Origin of the sequence: Pseudovibrio sp. FO-BEG1 (genome assembly GCF_000236645.1) — a bacterium.
Classification (GTDB): Bacteria; Pseudomonadota; Alphaproteobacteria; order Rhizobiales; family Stappiaceae; genus Pseudovibrio.
Genome location: NC_016642.1, coordinates 3,553,486 through 3,574,033, shown reverse-complemented (window position 1 = coordinate 3,574,033; position 20,548 = coordinate 3,553,486). Strand labels below are relative to the sequence as shown.

Here is a 20,548-nt window from a genome sequence, read left to right as displayed (position 1 = left end):
ATGCCTTTGCTCCTAAAAATGACGTGGCAATCTATGCTTCGCAAACCGCTTAGAACAATACTTGTCATGATGACCATTTCCTTTGCTTTTGCAATCTTTGGTCTTGCTGACGCCATCGACAATGCGTTCTCCGGTGGACGCGATTTGTCTCAAACCAAGCGTTTGATCACAAATCACAAAGTTTCGATGACAAACACGATGCCTATTCACTATGGCGATCAAATAGCTCAACTGGACGGCGTCACCATGGTCACCCACGCAACGTGGTATGGGGGCTACTATCAAGATGAGCGAAACCCAGTGACTGTCTTTGCCGTTGATGCGCAAAAGTACATTGAGATCTTTGATGAACTGGTCTTTGCAGATGAACAGAAGTCGGCATTCTTATCTAACATATCTGGTGCGGCTGTCGGCCGTGCAATGGCTGACCAGCAAGGCTGGCAGCTTGGTGACAGAGTGCAGATACATTCCAACATCTGGCGGACCAAGCATGACACCAATGTGTGGGACTTTGAAATTCTGGCAATCTTTGAAGGCGAAGACACCAACACTGAAACCAACTTATTTCTGATCCATCACGATGGGTTCGATGAAACCAGAAGCTATGGCAACTACAGTGCAGGTTGGTTTTCAATCAAAGTAGAACCCAGTGATACGAAAGAGCAACTGGCGATAGCAGCTGAGATTGATGCTCTTTTTGCCAACTCTGAATCGGAAACGAAAACAGCAACCGAACAGTCATTCCTTGAATCTTTTTCAAACCAGTATGCCGATATCGGCCTGGTTTTGAAGATGGTCATGGGGACTGTTGTGGCAACACTCTTGATTGTATGTGCGTCAACCATCACGCAATCTGCTAGGGAGCGCCAAAGAGATTTTGCCGTGCTTCAAACTATGGGGTTCCGTGTACCCTGGATATCCACTTGGATTGCATTGGAATCTTTCTTCACTGTTCTCATCGGTGCTGTGCTGGGCATCGTGATGGCCATGCTCTTTGCAGGGCGTCTTAAGGTGGTCTTCACAGAACTCATCCCTGAAGTGACGATCGGATTTGGCGACTTAGCATTTGGTTTGATGATCTCTGCTGGCGTTGGCCTTCTCGCTGCAATCTTGCCGATGTTTGAGCTGTCCAACACGCCCATCGTGAAAACCCTGAGCCGGAGATAACTCAATGGTATACCAAGTCATTACGTTGGTCGCGAACGGCTTAAAAAGCACGTTAACACGACTTTCGGGCGTATTCGTTGCCATCTTTTGTGTGGCCAGTGTGGTTTTTTTATTCATATCTGTTCTCTCGATGCTAGCAGGTTTCAGTAAGACTATGAGTAGAACCGGCCAAGAGGATGTTGCGGTCATCATGCGTTCTGGCGCTTTGTCTGAAGTGAACAGCGTCCTTAACGTATCTGATCTACCAGCGATGCTGGCGCATCCTGAGATCGCCTCAGAAGGGGATACCAAGTTGGCTTCGGGGCAATTCTACCTTGTCGTGGAGCTGGCCAAAAAGAATGGTCAAGCTGTGAACGTTCCTATGCGTGGTATCGAACATGAAGAAACCGCACTTCATCCAGATTTTGTGTTGTCAGCAGGTCGAATGTTTACACGTGGCACCACAGAGATTGTTGTTGGTACAGCAGCCTCCGGACAGTTCGCCGGTTTGGAACTCGGGAACACTGTGAACATTCAGGGCGCTAACTGGACTGTCGTTGGATTGTTTGATGATGGTGGAAATGTTTATGAGTCTGAGATTTGGGCTGACTTGCAAACGATGCAAGCAGTGTTCCAACACCAAGATACGCTTCAGTCGTTGCGGGTTAAACTGACCTCACCAGCAGTTTTCGACAGCTACAAAGCAGCGATCCAAGGGGATCCTCGGTTTGATCTCCAAGTCGAGCGAGAAACGGACTACTTTTCATCGCATGGCAGTGGGCTCATCACCTTGGTGCAAAAGACGGTGGATCCCTTAGCTATGTTGATGATGGTTGGTGCGATCTTTGCAGCGTTGAATGCAACATATGCATCTATCTCAACGCGAATGACGGAGATTGCAACGTTGCGCGCGCTTGGTTTCACTGATGGGGCAATGTCACTGGCTGTTCTTTTGGAGGCGATCCTGGTTTCTCTGATTGGTGGACTGATAGGAATCGGGGTCTCATATCTCATTGTTGATGGCTTCTTGTTCTCTACGATGAATGGCGAAGCATTCAGCCAGCTGGTGTTCCGGTTCAATGTTACTCCGATCATTGTGGCGCAGGGCATAGCAATGGCCTTGGCGATTGGTCTGCTATCGGGCCTTTTGCCAGCATGGCTGGCGATCCGAACTCCGCTTCATATCGCGTTACGCAAAGCGTGACAGTTGCAGTTGCTCACTGCCCAATCAGGGCATTGAGCAACTGTGGCCGATCTTCTGGAGTAGGATGAAAAAAGATGAATGATCCGACAGGTGATATCTCTCCTTTCGACGTAGCAATTGTCGGAATGAGCGGAAAGTTTCCTGGTGCTCGCTCGGTGGAAGCGCTTTGGGACGCGCTGCTTAAGGGTGTCGAGTTAACGTCGCCAAGGTTTGCCCCGGTGTCTTCGACAGAGATTGCGCATTCTGACACTCCGGTCGTCAAGCGCATACTGCTCGATAATATGATCGATGATCTTTATGGGTTTGATGCTGAATTCTTCAATGTGTCGCCATTGGATGCAAAGTTGACAGATCCACAACATCGGTTGGCGCTCGAGTCTTGCTATGATGCCTTGACACGAGCGAATGTGCCCAATGCAAAGAGTCCCCTTGTGATGAAGGAAGGCGACCATCCGACCATTGGCCTTTTTGCCAGCAAGTACAGCAATACTTATTTGCTTGAGCGTGTTTATCCTGCTGTTATCCAAAAGGGTGGGATGTCTGCCTTGCAATCCCAGATCGCGAATGACGGCGATCACCTTGGTCCGTTTATTGCGTATAAACTTGGGTTGAGTGGACCTGTCATTTCGGTTCAAAACGCTTGTTCCAGTTCACTGGTGTCGGTCCATCTAGCTTGCGAGTCATTGATTTCTGGACAGTGTGATGTGGCATTGGTTACGGCAGCCACTGTTAGTCTTTGGCAAAATGGCTCGTATGATGTCACCGAAGGGGCTCTGACTTCGAATGATGGCCATTGCAAACCGTTTTCGACCACCGCTGATGGCACGGTGTATACGAATGGCGTTTGCACCGTGGTTCTGAAACGACTTGAAGATGCTGTGTCGGATCAAAGTGATATCTATGCTGTGATAAAGGGATCGGCAGTCAACAACGACGCAGAGCGTCGGATGGGCTATGCGGTACCCTCGGTTGACGGGCAGAAGGCGGTTGTTTCAAAAGCTCTAAGTACAGCCTCGGTTGATAGTCGTCAGCTTGATTTTATTGAGTGCCACGGCACCGGGACGAACCTGGGTGATAAGATCGAAGTGCAAGCGCTTCAAGATGTTCACAAGATGCGCGAACACAACTCACAGCCCTGCTACTTGAGCTCTGTAAAGGCCAATATTGGTCACCTTGGTGTTGCCTCTGGGTTGGCTGGCCTTATCAAGGTAAGCCTGAGTTTACGGACAAGCCTGCTGCCGCCTCAGCTCAACTGTCCGCAATCATTACCTGAAATCTCTAATAAGGAATCTGGATTTGGAGTGAACCAGAATCTTGCTGAGTTGCCTAAGACCCGGCAGAGGTTTGCGGGGCTGAGCTCTTTCGGTTTAGGCGGAACAAACGCTCACGCGGTTCTGGCAAGCTGGCCGCCTATGACATCCGACGCTGAAGAAAGACCGGATACGGTGGGGGGCTCAATCATCTTGCCTTTTAGTGCTCGAACTCAAACAGGGTTGGATCGCTTGATTGAAGATATTGGGCGACGTCTTGAAACGATTGGCCCGGTATGGGCTGATGACATGGCGCGGTGCCTTTATCATCACCGTGAAGACTATCCTGTTCGTGCCGCTGTGGTCGTGGAGCACGGCACGCTTTTGAATTCTCACGACACATTGAAGGATGGCCTCAACTTTAGTGAAGCTAAGGATCTCGTCGAACCATATCTTTTGTTTTCAGGTTCGGAACAGGCGGCTACAGATCTTCTGGATCTCGAAGTCGACGAGGGATATGCAAAGGCCATTGCGCACTGGAAATCTATAATTTCTGTAGATCTAAGATCTCCATCATTGCTTTCACAAAGGGTTCTTTCTGTTGTGAGCCAGTGTGCCAAGGCAACGCGAGTAGCGACTGAAATCGGACCTATTGCAGCACTTGCTGGTGACGGAACTGGTTGGATTGCCGCTTTGCTTTTTGCTGGTGTGCTTTCAGGAGACCAAACCGTGGAAATGCTGGAAGGTTTACCAGACAAAGAAGGCGATATTGACGTTGATGGGTACGTTAGAAGCTTCCTCAATGTCCGCGGTGTTCGTACTGATCAGGGTCCGGTGCGAGTACTGAACTCACTGGATTGGAATGGCAAAATTGGCGTTCCGTCTTACTTGAATGGGCTCATAGCGGCAGCGTTAAATCCGAACGCAATCTTTATCGAAGTCGGTTCGCCTGGGGCTTTCAGCGAAGCGCATCACGATTTTTCCGCCTCAGGCAACAAACTTGCGTTTCATTCATTTAGTGCCTTGTCAGGTGACAGCTTAGAGCGTTTGCGGGCATTTCTTTGGAGCAACGGCGCAATCAAACTTCGTGCTCCTGTTGCAAAAAGCGGCTTTTGCCCCGCCCTACCAGTACCGGAACTGATCCATACGCATTATGAGATTCCTGCCGCAAAGATACTGGTCGAAGAGATAGATGGAGAGGACCTAGAGCTCTCCTTGAAACAAAATCTTCAACGTCTCTGGCACGAGGTGTTTAGCATCAAGGCAGCGATCGATGACGACATAATCTTTGAACACGGAGCCACCTCGCTAACAATCGCGAACTTTGTCGAAACCTTGTGCCGCGAGCTGGATGTCCACGTAGAGATTGCGGATATCTATGAGTGCCCCTCATTCGCAGCTCAGTTGCAGCTGATCAAGGAACGGATGTGAAATGAATACTGGGCGAAGAATTTTGATTGCTGTGCATTTCGCACTCATTAGCGCATTAACCGCTGCGTTTCTGCCAATGCCTGCTAACGCGGAGCAGCAGGAGCACACACAATCACGGGCGCATCTTGAGGAACAATTGGATGCATTGATGCGGGATGGTGTCATTCCAGGGCTAGCTGTCTATGTCTCCAGCCCAAACGGTCAATGGACTATCTTTAAAGGCGTGCAAGATCTTGACAACTCTGTTCCTGTGGGGCCGGAGACCATCTTTGAGATCGGGTCAAACAGCAAAGCCTTCACGGGTGCATTAGCCCAACTGTACATTGCGCGTGGCATCCTTGATCCAAATCGTAGTGTGCAGTCATATCTGTCTTGGTTTACGCCATCCTATAATGGTGTTGAACCTCGTGTCCGCGACCTAATGTATCATACCTCTGGTTTGGCATTTGGTACAATCGAGCATGTTAAAAGTGGGAACTCTGACAGTGCAGAGAAGATCGTTCGGAGCTTAGTCAACGATTCATTGGTGTTCGAACCAGGGACTACATTTTCTTATGCAACCCTAAACTACACAGTTCTAGCGCTGATCATCGAAGAAGTGACCCAAAAGTCGTTTGCTACGCTGATCAGAAGCGAGATCCTAGAGCCTTTGGATTTGAACAAGACTTGGATCCCTGACGGAACTGCAGCTCCACAGACAAAGAGTGATGGGCACAAGTTACGCTATGGCCAAGCTGCCCGTGTGGAAGCACCACTTCACATTGGTCATGCACCCGCCGGTTACATCCACTCAAACTTGTCTGATATGAGACTGTGGGCAGAGGCCATTTTAACAGCTGCTAAGAAACCAGCTTCTGAGTTGGACACTGCCTTTGCTCAATCATTAAAACCCAACATGAGCGTTGCGCCATCACCGACCTACGGATCCTTCTATGGTACTGGATGGTTTGTATTCAACACATGGGGGACAGAGTATTATCACGCCGGAGCTAATCCAACATTTTCATCCTGTATCGACATAAAACCCGACAATGATACTGTCATTGTTGTTCTTGCAAACCTCAACTCAAACTTGGTCGCAGAGTCTTGTCGTTCCATCCTCTTTTATCTAGAGACTGGGAATTTTGGACATAGCAGCGAGTTTTTTAAGACAATTGACCGCTACGCAATGGGCTTGTCTGCACTCGCATTAGTTGTTGTCTTTGTCTCATTGGCTTTATGCCTCTATCGATGTTTTTGCATCTTTAAGGAAAAACGCATCTCGACTCGGATAGGGGTTTTAAAGAGCGGCTTTTCATTGGCGCTTTGGGTTGGATTGGCGACTGGCCTGGCCCTCGTTCTTCCATCCATGCTGTTCTACATGCTTCCCTTGTCAGTCTTGTTTGAATGGGGGCCATTGAGTTTGGCACCGACAATTATTCTGCTTTGGTGCGCAGTCGCACTTGCAGCCTTGTTCCGGTTCCTCGGCACCTGGCAGAGCACTACGCTTTGATAGGAAAACGCGATGATGCCTATTGATTTGTTTTGTATTCCTTATTCAGGAAGTTCTGCGACGACCTTTTACAAATGGCGTCCGAAGCTGAATGAAGGTACGCGGCTTGTCCCATTGGAGTTAGCAGGGCGGGGCATGCGGATGCGTGAACCTCTCTATCAATCCGTGGAGGAAGCTGTGAGTGACCTTTATGAGAAACTTGTAAAGGAACGAAAGTCATCCTCTTACGTGATTTTTGGCCATTCGGTCGGTGGCCTTTTGACGTTTGAACTAACCCAGAAGATTCTTGCAAAAGGAGAGATTGAGCCGCCGTCGCACTTGTTCTTTTCGGCATGCCGCCCACCTCATAGCGCACATGACGAAGAGGTTGTTCATACTTTGCCCAATGATCGTTTTATGGAAAAAATATTTGCGCTTGGCGGAACATCAATCGACGTCCTGAGTAATCCATCTTTGATGGAAATGTTTTTGCCTATCATTCGGGCAGATTACCGGCTTTACGAAACCTATGTGTACCCGGGAAACACGCGCAAATTGCCGTGTCCCGTGACAATCCTGTCCGGAGATTTAGACAAGTTGGCCACACCAGAGTGCCTTACAGAGTGGCAAGTTCATGCACCATACGGGTTCCAGCACAAGGTTCTGCAAGATACTGGGCATTTCTTTGTAGAAGATCGGTTGGACGACACAATAGCCTCAGTAAACACCGTCCTTTCGGCAGTTGATGAGGGATTACGGGAGACTTCCTGAGACAATGCCTAAAGAGGCGATATCGCGCTTTTGCTAGCCAATCATCTGGAATGGTAGTTCCAGAAACGTGACTTGGTCATCGCTCGCGCTCTGGCTTTCTATAGCAGATGACATGTAGTGCTTAGGCGTCGGTTGGCAGCTTTGTGTGATCCAGTTGAGTGGCGCACCTGTCTGGCTGTCACAAATACGGCTCTTATAATCCAGAGCTTCAACGAAAAAGCTCTTTAAAGAATGGCTCATACCTAGTCCGATACCTTTGATGTATGCCTCTTTTGCAGTCCAAAGCTGAAAGAAGGTTTCCTGTCGCTCAGTGTCTGCCACACTATTTAGGAGATCGGTATCCTGCGAGGCCAAAAATGTCTTGGCTAGGTTTGCGGTATCTATATTGAGATTGACACACTCAACATCGACACCGATAGGGGCCTGGAACGCGACAGCAAAAGCGACAACTCCTTTCGTATGCGAGAGACTGAACTGAATGGGGTCTTCATCACATGCACGAATAAGTCTGGGTTTCCCATGCGACCCGATGGTGAGCGGAACGTCAGTGGGCGTTTGGCACGTCATGGCTCCGAGCGCGAGCCGCTTGATCGCGTGGGCAACGACAAAACTGTCGTGGTCGGTGCGAAAGTAAAAGCGTGCTGCCCGAGCGCACTCCTCCGGGCTTAGGTAGTTCTTAAGGTCGTCCGTTTCGCATGTCTCTGGGATCTCAGCAAAAAAGGCAAACGGGGTTTTCTTGGATTGAAAATGGGAGACAGCGAACTTTGAAAGCTGGTCGTTGATACTCGTGATCATGTGATGCCGTTTGCTCGTTTCCATTTGCGTAGCCGTGTGCGGGCGTTGGCATAGGGAGATGAGGTATTGAATTGGATCATACGCCCTAAGGTGTATTTCTCATACCAATTTGCCCCATAGAGGCGCTCGTCTGTCTGATCGGAAATGAAATCGACAATCTCCTGCTTGGCGCCTTTAAAATCCTTCAAAAGCTGATCGAAGGCGACGTCTTCATAATCTGAATAAAATTTCTGAGCGAGCAGGCCAAGTTGGTTCCATTGAAACCCAGTTTCCGGAAAATCGATCGGTGCGTCTTTGGCATCAAGATCAAGCCATTTCAGGACTAGATGGTTCCAGCCAACCAGATAGCTGACCAGATTGTGTACATTCATCATCGTGCCCTTTACGTGCCCTTCCAGGGTCGCCTCTCTGCATAACGCATCAGGGACAGTTTCAAGGTCTTTGAAAAGTTTTGCAAAGTTCACTTCGATTGCGTTAAGCAACTCGCTGCGGGATGTTGGAATCGGCATGCTGAAATGTCCCTTTTTCAAATATTACCAGTCCATCACGTTGCGTTAATAGCTGCCACAGATGGTTGATTTTGATGTTGAGTTCACTGCCTGCGGTAAATGCAACCAATTATATGTTATGGGTTTTACTCTGATGCTGCAACGATCAACTTTAGCGAGTTCAAAAGACTAATTACCTATTTCTCTGGTTGTAGCCCTAGTGGAATCAGCGCTTTGCCTTCATCGCTCATTAATCAAGGCAAAATCAGTTTGCTCACTCATTTGAGTGGATAGCGTCTTCTTCACATGTAGCTATGAAAACAGAGAAGAAGAATGAAGAAATCAACACTATTGGCTCTTGTAGCGGTTATGTCCTACATAGATCCAAGTTCAGTAACCGCGCAAAATGCTGCTCATTATGATCACCTATCTGCGCTAAACGCATACGAGCAATCATACTTCATTAATCCAAGCTATTTTCTTGGAGAGGGTAACTATAAAGCAGCTTTCTTGATCCCCAAACCTGCTCTAGTTATCAAGACCTGTATTGTTCAAGGAGCCACTCCCTTGAGTTGCTTTTATGAAATGCGCGCTCAGATCGAGGATTACAACACATTAGAGCGAGACTTTCGGGATCAGCTTGTTAATTTTTATCCAACAGATCATACCAGAATTAATCCGTTCGTGTGTGCTCAACACGATGCAGAAAATCCAAGTAAAGATTGTCACTTTATGCTCGAAGAGTTTCTTTATGGGGCTTGGATGCCACTGCACGCAGATTTTCAATCGCTCGAACGTTCTGGCGTTTGTCATTGGTCATACTTAACGGATGAAGCAACCTTCGCTTACGAGCTAAAAAAGGCGATGGAGCCCTTGTTCAATGATGGTGGGTATACAAAGCTGACAGGATCAGTGAATGGGAGTTCTATTGCCTCCATTTCAAGTACATTGGCCCGTGTCAGTTATGCCTTTGAGGACTTGCAAGGCTCATTCACTTCCAACGGATTTATTATTAGTGACACCGGAGTAGACAAAGGTGATGACTATAAAGAGGATCGAAATTGCCAAGTAAACTGGTTGTGTGCACTTGCTAAAGAACTTGATGCGGACGCGTCTTGTAGTTTTATCAGGCAAAACGAGTAGCTGTATCAGCTTGAGATTCCCCTGATTTACAGTCTTAAGCGAGCTGAGCCCCAAATCGTGATGGTCTCAGTTCGCTACCAGTACATAAGAGCCCTGAGCACCAGCCGATGCGGGCTGGACGTCCTCTCGATATGTCTGCGGAGCCATGTGCTCATAGCAAAGTTGCGAAGCCATTTCGGTTAAGCTACAGCACGAATAATGGTGCTGGCGTACAATGCGAGTAGCCTCCGTGTCTTGGTATGTTATCAGTCAGTACATAAACAGCTTTGCTGTACTGGCTGCTGTAGGAGAGCAAAAAACTTTCATACTGAAGAGCCCGTTGTAGTTATACGCCATACAATTTGCCTTGGCGTATGTAGCAAGTCGCTCAGTGACCATTTGCGGACATTCGCAGGTGTCCGAAGTAATCTCAGCTAATGCGAGGTTGCAACTGTAGGTCGGTGTTTCTAGGCTCAAAATGAAGGAAGTAAACAAAGCCTCCTTAGGTGGTCGAGTAGCCTGAAGGAATTTCACCCTCTGGCTCTCACAGAACCGGACGTGAACCTCTCGTCTCATAGCTTGCAGCAATAGGGCCATCAAATTCTTTTTGTTGCAGCGATCTATTGAGCCACTTACAAGCCGCCGTTGTATCACTAGAAGGCATAATGAGTATGAGACGAGCTGTATGAAATAAGCGCTGGCCAATAAGGTGAGACCACCTACCAATTACATTAAATCGCAGTGCCTAATCTAAAATTGCGAGCAAATGATATGTAGGTTGAGGGATCTGTATGCTTCGATAACTATTGTCGATAGAAACATACAAGAAATTTTGGGTCTTCAAGTATTATATCTAGATAGTGAAGCAATTACATCTCAGCGCCTGAGATTTGTGAAGTAATAATAATGAATATCTGGTTACTTCCAGCCAAGTTGTTCAAATTTGAATAAGTAAACCCTTGCATGCCACTTTAGCACGCGAAGTTCGGCTGTGTAGTCGTGCATAGGCTAAACGCATCAGCGTGAGCATACTGTATGAGTTGGCAGTAATTAGCCATGCAACCGGTTAGCTCAACTGGCCGCACAGCAAATTACATCACGCCCGTGGACATTATCGAAAGGACAAACCATGGTTTTACGTATAAACGATACAATTCCCGATTTGACGGTGACGACTGATCAGGGAAAACTCAACCTGCACAACTGGGTTGGCGACAGTTGGGCGATAATTTTCTCGCACCCTAAAGACTTTACACCCGTTTGCACAACTGAATTTGGTGCTGTTGCAAGACTGGCGAAGGAATGGGAAGCTAGAAACACCAAGGTATTGGGTATCTCGGTAGATGGTGTTGAAGACCATAAAAAGTGGAAAGGTGACATTGAAGCCGTTGGTGGGGCCAGGCCAGAGTTTGCAATTGTTGCTGATGACGATTTAGAGATGGCAAAGGCATTTGACATGCTGCCAGCGGAATATGTGATGCCAGACGGTCGGACGCCAGCAGACTCTGCCACAGTACGTTCAGTGTTTATCATTGGACCTGACAAGCAGGTGAAACTTATGATGACCTATCCGATGTCTGTTGGTCGTAATTTTTCCGAAATATTGCGTGCTTTGGATGGCCTGCAAATGTCTGCCAAAGGCGTTGCTACCCCAGCTGATTGGCAGGTAGGACAAGATGTGATTGTACCGCCAGCGGTTAGCACGGAGGATGCTCAAACGAAATTCGGTGTGGTGAATACCATTTTGCCGTATTTGCGCACTGTCCATGCGCCACGTTAACCTCATTTGCCTGATCGTGTTTTATTAAGCTAAGCGATTATGAACCTCGGAAGAAAAATTTCCCGAGGTTCTTCTCTAGTTCTTTCTTAGTGTATGATTTTTACAAAATTCATTCTGGCCCTAGAACACACTGAAATTGGCCGTTCTCTAAGATCAACTCAGTTTGGATGTCATTTCTCTTGAATATAATCTTGGCGCAGACGCGCTATAACTAGGATCTCGGTCTTTTAATCTCGAAAATCGACGATATTACACGGAAGCTGCAATATCAGAAAATCTCCCAGTTTTTAGGGCATATGAGCAAACAGTTTGCGACGGTTTGGCTGCTATGTCTATTTCTAACAGTTTCAAAATGTGGTCAAATTGGCAGCTTCACAAGCCTACACACTTCTGTTTAAAGCGCAGCCTCCTGTGGCATTTTCTGTTTGGGAGCTCGCGATCATTAGCAACGTTAAAATTGCTCAATGATTATTGCAGTGACTTAAGAGTATTCGTGGCTCTGACAGGCGGCAGGTTGGCTTACTTCCAAATGACCTGCACCGAATATCTTTGACCCACTTCTCAGCGGCATTGCCGACAGGCCTTACAAATTGCCTGGTTACTCTCTCCTGCACAAAAGATGATCTACTCACTTGGCCTTGATGACAAACACAGCAGCCTAATCAAACACAAACAGGTGGTCGCTCTCCCGACACCGCCTTCAGCAAATCATGCGGCTCGTGCAGCTTCATATGCACGGTCTATCCTACATTTTAGCCACTGAAGTGTCCTCCAACAGAGCCTGCGTTCCTCCCCCTTCACCTCATAGCTAATAGCAATAAGGCCTTCAATTTCTTTCTGTTGTGAAAGTCCAGAGTCTAATCCATCTCTGCAAATGAAATTGCCGAAATGTTGGATCCTAGAGGAAGGGTGAGCAATGCAGCTTTCAGATTACAATACTCAAATCAGGAACCTATCTCAGTCCTTTACCTGGGCAATTCTGGTTTTGGGCGCTTTTCAATTTCTGCTCGGAGTTGGGTTTTTCGAACAGAAGGCAACGGAGATCGACGCGGCGGGCTACACGCGCTTCCATGCATATTGGGGTATGGGACTTTTAATCGCCATTCTTGGCAAACTCATTCTACTTCGCTTTGTAGAAAAGCGTGGGCTTCTCGACAAATCGCACCATTGGTTTTTACGCCAATCAATCACAGTGCTATTTGCTCTCCTTGTCATTCTGCCTCTCGTTGGCGGAGTGAGAGTGCTGGCAAATGAAGGACCTAGCAGTTCTTTGGGGCTTGCTGTAGCGAGTTGGGTGCATGGGGAAGGCGTAAATCTTCTAGCGGAGTTGCACACTGCACTGGCTTATGCGCTTGGCTGTGCCACAGTCGTCTACGGCCTGAGCTGGGCGGCAAACTACATTCACTCTGTAAATAGAGAACTATCCCACATTGTTATAGAGGACCCATACACTTAGAGGTGGAGCTCCGCAATAAAGCTACGCCGGAAACTCTATCAAGTTTCATTTAACGAAGGGCAACGGTTAGTCCATTCGAAAAGCCTACCAGAGATGGGCCGAGTCAGATGAAATGAGTGACAGTAATTAGCAAGAGACTACCTCTTATCTGATACAGTTGTTCATTTTTACTCTCCACCACTTCAATCCGAATGAGTGATAGTGACCGTTCTGCATGAACGTGTTGCGCATAAAACTGTCCATCCGAACCGGAAGCACTTCGCAGGTACCATTTTGCGCTTTTTCGAGAAGCCATACCAAGAACTGACGAATGTTCCTGAATAGGCGCCGACAAATTCCACGTCAAAACAATAAAGTTTTGAACCAAGAGTTCTGATATACGCATGACTACTCCCCCTACAAGAACATGTTTTGAGCACTTTTTGAGCCATCTGAGGCACGGTGGACGTATGACTAAAGTGGCTGGTATTACAGCAAGTCGAGCGCCTTATCTTGCAGCTGCGGCAATAGCCTCAGGGCCTTTGATGTTGTCCGTTACAACCACTGCTCTGGGGCAGTCTTGGGAAGGCAACCACTCAACAGACTGGTTTACTGAGGATAACTGGTCTGGGGACATTATCCCGAATAAGACACAAGATGTTTACATCGATACCACAGCACCCAACTCGGCCAAAGTAACGAATAAAACCACCAACGGAACGGCAGGGGCGCAACGACTACATGTCGGTGAACGCGGCGAAGGTACACTGACGGTATCCGATGGCGGTGCGGTGAGTAGTACGCACGGCTATATCGGCCATTTCAGTGGCTCAACCGGCACTGTTGAGGTGACCAGCACCGGGGCAGCCTGGGACAATTCAGTGGATCTGTTTATCGGTGACTATGGCGATGGCACTCTGAGGGTGTCCGATGGCGGCGCGGTGAGTAGTGAGTGGGGTTATGTCGGTTATAACAGTGGCTCAACCGGCACTGTTGAGGTGACCGGCATCGGGTCAACCTTGGAAATTTTAGAGACCCTATATATCGGCGAAGGCGGCGAAGGCACTCTGACGATTTCCGAGGGCGGCTCGGTGATCGGTACGAACGGCTATATTGGTGGCAACAATGGCTCAACCGGCAGTGTTGAGGTGACCGGCACAGGTGCAACCTGGAGCAACTCGAACATCCTGCTTGTTGGGGAGCATGGTGATAGCACTCTGACGGTGTCTGATGGTGGCGTGGTGAGCAGTGCCTACGGCATTATTGGCGGCGGCAGTGACTCAACTGGCACAGTTGAGGTGACCGGCACAGGGACAACCTGGAACAACTCAAGCAGTCTGCAGGTCGGCCTCGGCGGTGATGGCACTCTGACGATTTTCGAGGGGGCAACAGTGAGTGTGTCTGGGGCGACCGAGTTGGGCGCTGTTTCAACGAGTTCTGGCGTTTTGAACATCGGTGCGGGCAGCGGCGAAACGGCGGTTGCTGCCGGCACACTTGATGCCTCGACGGTTGAGTTCGGAGACGGAATGGCCAAGCTGGTTTTCAACCACACGGATGAGACCGGTGCCTATCAGTTCGACGCTGACCTTGCCAGCACCGGCTCTGGAACTCATTCGATTGTGCACGAATCCGGCTGGACGGACTTAAGTGGTAACAACGCAAACTTCACCGGAACAACAGTAGTCAACGGTGGCACTCTGTCCGTAAGTGGGTCACTGGGCAGTTCGAGCGGCATCATCGGCTCCCAAAGCGGTTCAACGGGCATTGTTGAGATATCTGGTATCGGCTCAATCTGGGAGAACTCAGAGGATCTTTATATTGGCGAACATGGCGAAGGCACACTGACGATATCCAATGGCGGTGCGGTGAGTGATGTGAACGGCTTTATCGCTAATAGTAGTGGCTCAATCGGCACTGTTGAGGTGACCGGCACCGGGTCAACCTGGAGCAACTCGAGCACTCTATATGTCGGCGAAGACGGCGATGGTACAGTGGCCGTGTCTGATGGCGGCGCGGTGAGTAGCAGGAACGGCTATATTGGCGACAACAATGGCTCAACCGGCAGTGTTGAGGTAACCGGCATCGGATCAACCTGGGACAATTCGGGTATTCTGGTTGTCGGCGCTTCTGGCAGAGGCACTCTGACGGTATCTGATGGCGGCGCGGTGAGTAATGCGACCGGCTATATCGGCTCCAGCAGTGTCTCAACCGGCACTGTTGAGGTGACCGGTACCGGGGCAAACTGGGAGAATTCGGACACTCTATTTGTCGGCCACGACGGCGAAGGCACCCTGACGATTTCCGAGGGTGCAACAGTGAGTGTGTCTGGAGCGACCGAGCTGGGCTCAAGCTCAACGGGTTCGGGCGTTTTGAACATCGGTGCAGCAGCTGGAGATTCTGCCTTGGGGGCGGGAGTGCTCAACTCAGCAACCTTAACCTTTGGTACTGGTACAGGTACTATCAACTTCAATCACACGGATACCGATTACATTTTCACGCCCCAGATCGTTGGAAACGGAGCGGTTCATCAACTGTCCGGCACCACAATTCTGTCCACCACCAATTCGGGCTACACCGGTGGTACGACGGTCTCGGGAGGTGTGCTGGATGTGCGTAACGGCAATGCTCTGGCCAACACGGGGGATGTGAGTGTCAACGGCGGACGCCTTCTGATCACAAATACTGAGACAGTGGGTGATACAGCAGTCTCTGGTGGCTCTCTGGAGATCGGTACGGGCGCAACCCTTTTCGCGGATGCATTCACGCTGACGGATGGAACGGTTACTGGTGGCACGCTCAAGGGGAGTTCATATACAGTAGAAAACGGCAACATTGATACGGCCCTGACCGGGACCGGCCCTTTGACCAAGACCGGCACTGGCATAGTTAGATTGACTGGTACCAACACTTACACCGGTGGTACAACTGTCTCGGAAGGCGTGCTGGTGGTTGATGGTTCGATTAGCGATGTGACAATCAATGGCGGCACCCTTGGCGGTTCGGGCACGATCAATGGTTCGGCAACAGTCACAAGCGGAACCATCTCTGTCGGAAACAGTCCGGGTACGCTGACAATTGGCGGTGACCTTAATCTGACCTCCGCATCCGTTCTGGATTTTGAGCTTGGATCTCCGTCTGGCACAGCGGGTGTAGACAGTGACCTCATCACTGTTGGCGATGATTTGACGCTGGATGGATCGCTCAATGTCACTGATGCAGGTGGCTTTGACGCCGGGGTCTATAATTTGATCACCTATGGTGGCAGCTTGACCGATAACGGTCTGGTGGTGGGCACCGCGCCCACAGGCTTCCTTTACAACGTGCAGACAGCAACAGCCGGACAAGTCAACCTTCTGGTGAACCCGGACCAGCTGAGCTTCTGGAACGGAGCGGTAACAAGTGCTGATGGAACCGTTCATGGTGGTTCTGGCACCTGGAGCACTGCGGGAACCAACTGGACCGATGCCACTGGCTCAGCAAGTGCACCTCATCAACCGGACAGCACACTGATTTTCCAGGGAACACCGGGCACAGTCACGGTGGATAGCGCCGGAGTTTCAGTTTCCACGGGCATGCAGTTTGCAACAGACGGATACAGTATCTTGGGTGGCGATATTACACTGACAGGAGAAGCTGGATTCCGCGTCGGAGACGGGACCTCCGCGGGCGCGGGATATTCGGCAATCGTTGCGTCTAACCTGACCGGCACGGGTTCACTGGAAAAAAACGGCTTCGGCAAGCTCGTCCTGACCGGTACCAACACCTATACCGGCGACATCATTGTTTCCGGTGGCAAGCTGGTTGTTAACGGCACCATTGGTGATGTTACTGTCGATGGCGGTAGCCTTGGTGGTTCGGGAACGATCATCGGTTCGGCAACGGTCACAAGCGGAACCATTGCAGCGGGTAACAGTCCGGGTACGCTGACAATTGGCGGTGACCTTAATCTGACCTCCGCATCCGTTCTGGATTTCGAACTCGGCTCTCCGTCCGGCACAGCAGGCGTGGACAGTGACCTCATCGCCGTTGGTGGTGATCTGACACTGGATGGATCACTCAATGTCACTGATGCGGGTGGCTTTGACGCCGGGGTGTATAACCTGATCACTTATGGCGGCAGTTTGATCAATAACGGTCTGGTGGTGGGCACCGCGCCCACAGGTTTCCTTTACAACGTACAGACTGCAACAGCCGGACAGGTCAATCTTCTGGTGAACCCGGACCAGCTGAGCTTCTGGAACGGAGCAGTCACAAGCGCTGATGGAACCGTTCATGGTGGCTCTGGCGCCTGGAGCAGTGCAGGAACCAACTGGACCGATGCCACCGGTTCAGCAAGTGCACCTTATCAACCGAACAGCACGCTGATTTTCCAGGGAACACCGGGAACGATCACGGTGGATAGCGCCGGGGGTTCGGTCTCCAAGGGCATGCAGTTTGCCGTGGACGGCTACAGCGTAACTGGCGGAGATGTGGCTCTGAATGCTCGTTCTCAGTTTGATAACATTTCTTTCAGGGTTGGGGACGGAACCAACTTGGGCACCGGTTTCACCTCAACCATTGCTTCCAACCTGACCGGGACTGGATCACTGCAAAAAACGGGTCTTGGAACTCTCGTCTTGACGGGTGACAACACCTACAACGGCAGCACCACTGTTTCAGAAGGAGTACTGGAGTTCAGGGATGGTGCTACCCTCAGTGAAGGCCAATTTTTTCGCGTTGGCGGTTCTGCAACAGCATCTCTGATCATTGCAGATGGCAGCGATGTTTCTGCAAGAATATATACCTTCGTCGCTACGGGCGCCGGCTCGTCTGGAGCTGTAACGGTAACAGGCCCTGGTACACGTTTTCAAGCTGGGAGTACTTTTGGCATTGGATACCATGGAAACGGAGCCCTGAGTATCTTGGAGGGCGGTTTAGTTTCCGGCATTTCTGGCAATATCGGCTCGTATGCAGGCTCCACCGGAACTGTGGAGGTGACTGGAGAAGGGTCGCATTGGAAGAACGATTTCGGTTTGGATACACAAGGTATCAGTCTTGCCGTGGGACGTGACGGGACCGGAACTCTGACCATTGCCGAAGGTGGTCGGGTGACCAGTCAAAAAGGGGTGATCGGTTCTGGAGCTGGTTCTTCGGGGGACGTAGTCGTGACTGGAGATGGGTCTCTCTGGGAAAACAGCCACTATATGAACATCGGATTGCTCGGACGGGGTACTCTGACGATCTCAGATGGTGGTGTGGTTGAGGTGGAAAATAGCGCTTATCTGGGCAGGATGACAGGTTCCAGTGGCACGCTCAACATTGGTGCTGCAGCAGATGATCTGGCTCAGGCAGCAGGTGTTTTAGATGCTGCAGCGGTTAAATTTGGTGATGGTGCCGGGGTAATTAACTTCAACCATACGGATACTGACTACACCTTCTCCGCAGATATTAGCGGGACGGGCAGTGTCAATCAGCTTGCAGGCACCACTATCCTGACCGGTACCAACACTTATACCGGCGGCACTACTGTTTCGGGTGGCAAGCTGGTTGTTAATGGCACCATCGGTAATGTGACAATCAACGGCGGTAGCCTTGGTGGTTCGGGGACTGTCGGGGCTGTTGCCTTCAACTCAGGTGCCGTAATCGCTCCGGGAAACTCCATCGGGACTCTGAATGCGACTTCTCTTGTTTTCAATAGTGGTTCAACCTTTGAAGTTGAGTTGAACGATGGGGGCAATGCGGCAGGCATCAACAATGATCTGCTGGACGCCAGCGGGACTGTGACGATCAATGGTGGTACTGTGCATGTGAAGCCGGAAAACGGAACCGACGATGGTTCAACCTACGCTGCAAATACGGTCTATACAATTATAAGCGCTGTAGGCGGCGTCTCCGGAACATTTGATTCATCCACCCCAACAGATGACTTCGCATTCCTTGATTTCGCTCTGTCATACGACGCGAGCAACGTTTATCTGAGTTCCCAAATGGCAACCAGCACGTTCTGTATTCCTGGGATGAGTTCTAATCAGTGTGCTACGGGTGAGGGTACATTCTCACTTGGCAGCGGAAGTTTGTTTAATTCAGTCTTGAACCTGTCCAACTCAGATGCACCAGAAGCACTCGATCAGCTTTCAGGTGAAGCCCACGCCTCAATAAAAACAGCACTGATTGAAGATAGCCGCTTTGTCCGCGAGGCCGCTCTCAATCGAGTGCGCATTGCAATGGATTCCATTGCTGTGGATGGACAGGAGCAAGTAGAAAAGCGCGTTGGTGAGAGCCTTGCGTTCTGGGGACAAAGTTTTGGGTCTTGGGGACGCTGGAGTGGAAACAGCAATGCCGCAGCGCTAGATCGATCAATCGGCGGTTTCCTTCTGGGTGGAGATGTCCAGATTGGTGAGAACTCCCGTCTTGGCTTTTTCGGTGGCTACGACAACAGCAGTTTCAAGGTAAATAGCAGAACGACCTCTGCGACGGCAGACACGCTGCACCTTGGTGCTTATGGAGGCACAGAATTTGGGCCTCTGGGATTACGCGCAGGTGCTAGCTATGCATGGCATGATATCGACACGACCCGTTCGGTCGCCTTCACTGGCTTTGCCGAGAACCTGTCAGGGTCCCACACAGCGCAAACAGCGCAGATCTTTGGTGAAGCAGGGTATCGTTTTGATTATGCTGCAACCAGTCTGGAGCCTTTTGCCAACCTATCCTACATCCAGTTGTCCAGCGATGGGTATTCTGAAACCGGTGGATCTGCTGCGCTGAAGGCTGGTCGCCAGACAATGGACAGCACCTTCACCAGTATCGGGCTGCGTGCAGAGACATGGGCGAAACTTGGTCAATTTGCCGCGAAGCTCTCGGCTCAAGCTGCCTGGCAGCATGCGTTTGGCGATGTAACACCTGTTGCCAATCATGCCTTTGCCGGAGGCGATGATTTCTCCGTTGCTGGCATCCCGATTGCCAGAGATGCCCTCCTGCTGAATCTGGGAACATCAGTGGATTTGGGGCGTAACACAACCTTGGACTTAGCATACGATGGCCAGTTTGGTTCCGGCTTCACCGATCAGGGGCTCAAAGCAAACATTGCCGTGAAGTTTTGACCGTTTTCCTGTCTGTGCAAGAACACCAACCCGACATAGACTTGCCCGCCACCTGAAAACTCAAGTGGCGGGCAAGTGCTCTCCAATTGTCAGAATCCATATGAACCAATCCCGCTGTTTTATCCCCGCCCTGAGCACGGTGTTATTCATTAGCACTGTGACCTTTGCGTAGGAAATGAAGGCAGTCCCGGGGTAATCCCCCCGAGAACTCTGTCAGTCTGCCATCCAGACCGCTTCAACCATTGATAGAACAGTGCGAATGACCGCAAATGGCCCGACTTTAGCAACTGCCTCTCAGTTGCCTGAGTTTTCGTGCTGCAACGAATGGCGGATGTGATCCGCTCTTCTACTGTTCGCAATTAATGTGGTTCGGACTTATGATTGCAGGTCGTGAACTATGGCTGCGGCAAAAGTCCTGCAATGCGTTATTTATTGGTCAAAATTAGGTCTGTCGGGGAAAAGGTTAGAATGAGTGAGCGGCCTATATGCTCAGATATAGTTTTGTTGACCTGGATGCCTCTTAAACTCACAAAAGCAGTATTATTGTGGTTTTTAAAATATATAGATATATATTAT

General features: G+C 49.9%; 11 protein-coding genes. 9 read left to right on the top strand and 2 right to left on the bottom strand.

Going from position 1 to position 20,548, the window contains the following annotated elements; all coding sequences use genetic code 11:
• The 5 genes from PSE_RS16190 to PSE_RS16170 all read left to right on the top strand — a co-directional run bounded on the left by PSE_RS16190 (position 1) and on the right by PSE_RS16170 (position 7,273).
• A complete protein-coding gene (locus tag PSE_RS16190; RefSeq protein ID WP_063307572.1) occupies positions 1 to 1,167 on the top strand; it encodes an ABC transporter permease in 1,167 nt (388 codons plus the stop codon).
• A 4-nt stretch (positions 1,168 to 1,171) separates the two neighbouring features.
• Positions 1,172 to 2,350, top strand: a complete 1,179-nt coding sequence (locus PSE_RS16185) for an FtsX-like permease family protein (RefSeq protein ID WP_041768621.1) — start codon at positions 1,172 to 1,174, stop codon at positions 2,348 to 2,350.
• 74 nt (positions 2,351 to 2,424) lie between these two features.
• Positions 2,425 to 5,031 (top strand): type I polyketide synthase, encoded by a 2,607-nt coding sequence (locus tag PSE_RS26765; RefSeq protein WP_014285855.1) that lies wholly within the window; start codon positions 2,425 to 2,427, stop codon positions 5,029 to 5,031.
• 1 nt (position 5,032) lies between these two features.
• Positions 5,033 to 6,523 carry a serine hydrolase gene (locus PSE_RS16175; protein ID WP_014285854.1) on the top strand — a complete coding sequence of 497 codons (1,491 nt, stop codon included), beginning with the start codon at positions 5,033 to 5,035 and terminating at the stop codon, positions 6,521 to 6,523.
• 12 nt (positions 6,524 to 6,535) lie between these two features.
• Positions 6,536 to 7,273: a thioesterase II family protein gene (locus PSE_RS16170; protein ID WP_014285853.1), complete on the top strand. Its 738-nt coding sequence runs from the start codon at positions 6,536 to 6,538 to the stop codon at positions 7,271 to 7,273.
• Positions 7,274 to 7,306: 33 nt separating this feature from the next.
• Here PSE_RS16170 and PSE_RS16165 read toward each other — a convergent pair whose 3' ends face one another.
• Both PSE_RS16165 and PSE_RS16160 read right to left on the bottom strand, forming a co-directional pair.
• Entirely contained in the window at positions 7,307 to 8,092 is a 786-nt protein-coding gene (locus tag PSE_RS16165; protein ID WP_083841581.1) for a 4'-phosphopantetheinyl transferase superfamily protein, read from the bottom strand.
• A complete protein-coding gene (locus PSE_RS16160; RefSeq protein WP_305809551.1) occupies positions 8,065 to 8,598 on the bottom strand; it encodes a ClbS/DfsB family four-helix bundle protein in 534 nt (177 codons plus the stop codon). Before PSE_RS16160 ends, PSE_RS16165 begins: the two co-directional genes overlap by 28 nt.
• A gap of 291 nt (positions 8,599 to 8,889) precedes the next feature.
• On the opposite strand from PSE_RS16160, the gene PSE_RS16155 reads away from it, so the two are divergent.
• The 4 genes from PSE_RS16155 to PSE_RS26760 all read left to right on the top strand — a co-directional run bounded on the left by PSE_RS16155 (position 8,890) and on the right by PSE_RS26760 (position 19,972).
• A complete protein-coding gene (locus PSE_RS16155; RefSeq protein ID WP_014285850.1) occupies positions 8,890 to 9,699 on the top strand; it encodes a hypothetical protein in 810 nt (269 codons plus the stop codon).
• Positions 9,700 to 10,807: 1,108 nt separating this feature from the next.
• Positions 10,808 to 11,458, top strand: coding sequence for a peroxiredoxin (locus tag PSE_RS16145; RefSeq protein WP_041768617.1), 651 nt, complete (start codon positions 10,808 to 10,810; stop codon positions 11,456 to 11,458).
• A gap of 916 nt (positions 11,459 to 12,374) precedes the next feature.
• A complete protein-coding gene (locus PSE_RS16140; RefSeq protein WP_014285848.1) occupies positions 12,375 to 12,914 on the top strand; it encodes a hypothetical protein in 540 nt (179 codons plus the stop codon).
• Between the two features lie 449 nt (positions 12,915 to 13,363).
• Positions 13,364 to 19,972, top strand: coding sequence for an autotransporter domain-containing protein (locus PSE_RS26760; RefSeq protein WP_014285846.1), 6,609 nt, complete (start codon positions 13,364 to 13,366; stop codon positions 19,970 to 19,972).
• Positions 19,973 to 20,548 lie beyond the last annotated feature (576 nt).